5 protein-coding genes and 1 pseudogene are annotated in these 4,919 nt (G+C 72.0%); 3 read left to right on the plus strand and 3 right to left on the minus strand.

Annotation, left to right across the window (positions count from 1 at the left end):
* From infB to GPY60_RS26245, 3 genes are all read left to right on the plus strand, one after another.
* The coding region (infB, locus tag GPY60_RS26235) for a translation initiation factor IF-2 (protein ID WP_156690615.1) at positions 1 to 2,259 on the plus strand (2,259 nt) is incomplete at its 5' end.
* 52 nt (positions 2,260 to 2,311) lie between these two features.
* On the plus strand, positions 2,312 to 2,770 hold the full coding sequence (gene rbfA / locus GPY60_RS26240; protein ID WP_156690616.1) for a 30S ribosome-binding factor RbfA: 459 nt from the start codon (positions 2,312 to 2,314) through the stop codon (positions 2,768 to 2,770).
* Positions 2,745 to 3,746, plus strand: a complete 1,002-nt coding sequence (locus tag GPY60_RS26245) for a DHH family phosphoesterase (protein WP_156690617.1) — start codon at positions 2,745 to 2,747, stop codon at positions 3,744 to 3,746. Before rbfA ends, GPY60_RS26245 begins: the two co-directional genes overlap by 26 nt.
* Before the next feature lie 11 nt (positions 3,747 to 3,757).
* Here GPY60_RS26245 and GPY60_RS26250 read toward each other — a convergent pair whose 3' ends face one another.
* From GPY60_RS26250 to GPY60_RS27810, 3 genes and pseudogenes are all read right to left on the minus strand, one after another.
* Positions 3,758 to 4,339: a hypothetical protein gene (locus GPY60_RS26250; RefSeq protein WP_156690618.1), complete on the minus strand. Its 582-nt coding sequence runs from the start codon at positions 4,337 to 4,339 to the stop codon at positions 3,758 to 3,760.
* A gap of 84 nt (positions 4,340 to 4,423) precedes the next feature.
* Positions 4,424 to 4,681, minus strand: coding sequence for a hypothetical protein (locus GPY60_RS26815; RefSeq protein ID WP_197283848.1), 258 nt, complete (start codon positions 4,679 to 4,681; stop codon positions 4,424 to 4,426).
* Between the two features lie 79 nt (positions 4,682 to 4,760).
* Positions 4,761 to 4,919 (minus strand): annotated as a pseudogene (locus tag GPY60_RS27810) (PPE domain-containing protein); the annotation flags it as partial.

Consider the following 4,919-nt stretch of genomic DNA (forward strand, 5'->3'; position numbering starts at 1 on the left):
CCGTTCTCGTCGGCGCAGCCCGTCGACCGGCCCATCCCGCGTCCCATGGCGCCGCGGCCCGGTGCCCCCAGGCCCGGCGCCCCGCGTCCGGGTGGCGCGTCGCCCGGCAACATGCCGCCCCGGCCCGGCGGTGCCGCCGGCCAGGGCCGGCCCGCCCGTCCCGGCGCCCCGCGGCCCGGCGGCGGCAGGCCGGGTGGTCCCGGCGGCCGCGACGGCGGAGGCGGTAACTACCGCGGTGGCGGCGGCGTCGGTGCCCCGCCCGGCGGTGGCGGCGGCGGTTTCCGCGGTCGTCCCGGCGGTGGCGGTGGAGGCGGCGGCGGCCGCCCCGGCCAGCGCGGCGGCGCGGCCGGCGCGTTCGGCCGTCCCGGCGGCGCACCGCGGCGCGGCCGCAAGTCCAAGCGGGCGAAGCGCGCCGAGTACGAGAACATGCAGGCGCCGGTCGTCGGCGGCGTGCGGCTGCCGCACGGCAACGGCGAGACCATCCGCCTGGCGCGCGGCGCGTCGCTCTCCGACTTCGCCGAGAAGATCGACGCCAACCCGGCCGCGCTGGTGCAGGCGCTGTTCAACCTCGGCGAGATGGTGACGGCCACCCAGTCGGTGGGCGACGAGACCCTCGAGCTGCTGGGCAGCGAGATGAACTATGTCGTGCAGGTCGTCAGCCCGGAGGACGAGGACCGCGAGCTGCTCGAGTCCTTCGACCTCACCTACGGCGAGGACGAGGGCGGCGAGGAGGACCTGCAGACCCGGCCGCCGGTGGTGACCGTCATGGGTCACGTCGACCACGGTAAGACGCGCCTGCTGGACACCATCCGGAACGCCAGCGTCCGCGAGGCCGAGGCCGGCGGCATCACCCAGCACATCGGCGCCTACCAGGTGTCGGTCGACTTCGACGGCACCGAACGGCCGATCACCTTCATCGACACCCCGGGTCACGAGGCGTTCACCGCCATGCGTGCCCGCGGCGCGAAGGCCACCGACATCGCGATCCTGGTGGTCGCGGCCGACGACGGTGTGATGCCGCAGACGGTGGAGGCGATCAACCACGCGCAGGCGGCCGACGTCCCGATCGTGGTGGCGGTCAACAAGATCGACAAGGAGGGCGCCGACCCGCAGAAGATCCGCGGGCAGCTCACCGAATTCGGCTTGGTGCCAGAGGAATTCGGTGGCGACACGATGTTTGTCGACATCTCCGCCAAGGAGGGCACGAACATCGAGGCGCTCGAGGAGGCGGTGCTGCTGACCGCCGACGCCGCCCTGGACCTGCGGGCCAACCCCGACATGGAGGCCCAGGGTGTGGCCATCGAGGCGCACCTGGACCGCGGCCGCGGCCCGGTCGCCACGGTGCTGGTGCAACGCGGCACGCTGCGCGTCGGCGACTCGGTGGTCGCCGGCGACGCCTACGGCCGCGTCCGCCGCATGGTCGACGAGCACGGCGACGACGTCGAGGAGGCGCTGCCGTCGCGGCCGGTGCAGGTCATCGGCTTCACGTCGGTGCCCGGCGCCGGTGACAACTTCCTGGTGGTCGACGAGGACCGCATCGCGCGGCAGATCGCCGACCGGCGCAGCGCGCGCAAGCGCAACGCGCTGGCGGCACGGTCGCGCAAGCGGATCAGCCTGGAGGACCTGGACTCGGCGCTGAAGGAAACCAGCCAGCTGAACCTGATCCTCAAGGGCGACAACGCCGGTACGGTCGAGGCGCTCGAGGAGGCCCTGATGGGCATCCAGGTCGACGACGAGGTGGCGCTGCGCGTCATCGACCGCGGCGTCGGTGGCATCACCGAGACCAACGTCAACCTGGCGTCGGCGTCGGACGCGGTGATCATCGGGTTCAACGTGCGCGCCGAGGGCAAGGCGACCGAGCTCGCCAACCGCGAGGGTGTGGAGATCCGGTACTACTCGGTGATCTACCAGGCGATCGACGAGATCGAGAAGGCCCTGCGCGGCATGCTCAAGCCGATCTACGAGGAGAACCAGCTCGGCCGCGCCGAGATCCGGGCGCTGTTCCGGTCGTCCAAGGTCGGCCTCATCGCGGGCTGCATGATCTCCTCGGGTGTGGTGCGCCGCAACGCCAAGGCGCGGTTGCTGCGCGACAACATCGTGGTGGCCGACAACCTCACGGTGACCTCGCTGCGCCGGGAGAAGGACGACGTGACCGAGGTCCGCGAGGGCTTCGAGTGCGGTATGACGTTGGGCTACAACGACCTCAAGGAAGGCGACGTCATCGAGACCTACGAGCTGGTCCAAAAGGAGCGCGCCTGACCATCGCCGACGATGCGGAACGAAGTGACCAGGAGAAGGCGGTGAATAGATAGTGGCGGACCCCGCAAGGGCGCGCCGGCTGGCGAAGCGGATCAACACGATCGTCGCCTCGGCGATCGAGTTCGAGATCAAGGATCCTGGGCTCGACGGCGTCACCATCGTCGACACGAAGGTGACGGCCGACCTGCACGACGCGACCGTGTTCTACACGGTGATGGGCCGCACCCTCGACGACGAGCCGGACTACGCCGCGGCGGCGGCCGCGTTGGAGCGGGCCAAGGGCGCGCTGCGAACCAAGGTCGGCGCGGGCACCGGCGTGCGCTTCACGCCGACGCTCACCTTCACCCGCGACACGACCGCCGACAACGTGCAGCGGATGGAGGAGTTGCTGGCTCGTGCCCGCGCCGCCGACGCCGACCTGGAGCGGGTGCGTTCCGGTGCCAAGCCGGCCGGTGAAGCCGATCCATATCGCGTGAGGGACACCGGTGACGGCGATCGATCCGAAGACTGAGGTAGCGGGCGCCGGGGCGCGCGTCGACGCCTTGGGCGCGGTCGAGCTGTTGTCGGGCGCCGAGACGGTTGCGGTGCTCGCGCACGTCCATCCCGACGCCGACACGATCGGCGCCGGGCTGGCGCTGGCGCTCGTACTGGACCGCTGCGGCAAGCATGTCGAGGTGAGCTTCGCCGCCCCGGCGAAGCTACCGGAATCACTGGCCTCGCTGCCGGGCTGTCACCTGCTGGTCGAGCCCGGCGCCATGCGGCGCGACGCGGATCTGGTTGTGACCGTTGACGTTCCGAGCGTCAAGAGGCTGGGCGCCCTGAGCGACATGGCGGCGCCCGGCCGGCAGGTGCTGGTGGTCGACCACCACGCGACCAACGACATGTTCGGCTCCGCCAACTTCATCGACGTGTCGGCGGACTCCACCACGATGATGGTCGCCGAGATACTCGACACCTGGGGGAAGCGCATCGACCCCGACGTCGCGCACTGCATCTACGCGGGGCTGACGACGGACACGGGGTCGTTCCGCTGGGCCAGTGCCCGCGCGCTGCGGCTGGCGGCCCGGCTGGTGGAGCTCGGCGTGGACAACGCCGCGATCAGCCGGACCCTGATGGACAGCCACCCGTTCGGCTGGCTGCCGCTGCTGTCGCGCGTGCTCAGTACCGCGCAGTTGCTGCCGGAGGCCGCCGGCGGACTCGGGCTGGTCTGCGCGGTCGTCGGCAACCGGGACTGGGTGACCTCGCGGCCCGAGGAGGTCGAGAGCATCGTCGACATCGTGCGCACCACGCAGCAGGCGGAGGTGGCGGCCGTCTTCAAAGAAGTCAGTCCGGGGGAGTGGTCGGTGTCGATGCGGGCGAAGGCCGACGTCGACCTCGCGGCCGTGGCCTCCAGGTTCGGCGGGGGCGGCCACCGGCTGGCCGCCGGTTACTCGACAACCGGCTCGATCAGCGACGCCGTGGCGTCGCTGCGGGCGGCCCTGGGCTAGCGGCGATCGGCCTAGAAGGCCCAGCTGCCCGAGCGCTGCAGGACGAACCCATGCTCCCCGCTGGTGGTGTCCAGGCAGGCGACCAGATCGTCGGCGCCCACGGCGCACGTCACGTTCAGGTAGGACACCTTCTGGCCGGCGGCCAGCGGTTTGCCGCCCGACGGCAGCGCGGCGGGGTTGCCGTCGCACCCGCCGTAGGACATGCGGCTCAATTCGTAGCCGGGTCCCTTGAAGCTGACGACCCCGACCACGCAGTCGCCGGGTCTCGACCGGCCACCGCCGGGAAACAGCACGTCGTTCATGCCCGGCATGTCGCCGGTGCACTTGATGTCCCCCGAGGGGTGGGGCGCCGGCGCCGGGCCGCCGTAGAAGTCGCACACCAGGGTGGGCGAGGCGGTGAAGCTCACGCGAGGCGGGTCGCCCGGGTGCGGGCTCGTGACGTACCCGTCCGCCGGGACGGCGGTGAAACCGTCGAGGCCGGGAAATTCGGGCGGGGTCGCAGCGGCCGGCGCGGCAAGCCCGGCGATCGCCGCCGCGACCGTCGAAGCGATGCCCGCGAGGCTGCGCATGGCAACGGCGACGATCGCGCGCATCGGCTCCTCCTGTCCTGATTGTCGCTATGGCTGCTGGGATCGTATTGGCTGCCTCGCCGCCCGCTTCGCGGGGTCCGTTTCAGCTCACCGGCGCGCCTGGATGCTGCGCGTGATGCGGGCCGACAGCTGGCTGTCGGTGAGGAGCTGGTCGATGAGCGCGGTGAGCACCTCCTGGCCGGTGACCCGGGCGACCCCGAGGCGGTCGGCGGCTTCCCGCTGCCAGACGTCGAGGGCGCGGTGCTGCGCCGGCGTCAAGTCCACGGTGCGACGGGTTCGGCGGGCGGGCGGGCGGCCGAGCCCGGCGAGGCGCTGGGTGGGGGCCGTCGCGGCGGCGGGGACCAGCCGGGCCGCGGGCGGGGGGAACCCGGCGGGCGCCGGCCGGGGCGCCCGAGTAGTGGCAAGACATCGCCGCGACTTTTGGGGCCCACATGGCCTCGTAGTCGGCCTGGATCGCGGCGATGGCCGGGGCATTGAGTCCGAACCAGTTCGACATCACCGCCTGCACCAGCGAGTTGCGGTTGAGGTCGACCCACAGGGGATGCACGGTGGCTGCCAGCGCGCCTTCGAACGCACTGGCCAC

This window comes from Mycobacterium sp. Marseille-P9652, from assembly GCF_902652685.1.
Lineage (GTDB): Bacteria > Actinomycetota > Actinomycetes > Mycobacteriales > Mycobacteriaceae > Mycobacterium.

Excerpts from the sequence above, each read along its gene's own strand:
- GPY60_RS26250 (WP_156690618.1), bottom strand. The coding sequence starts at position 4,339 with ATGCGCGCGATCGTCGCCGTTGCCATGCGCAGCCTCGCGGGCATCGCT.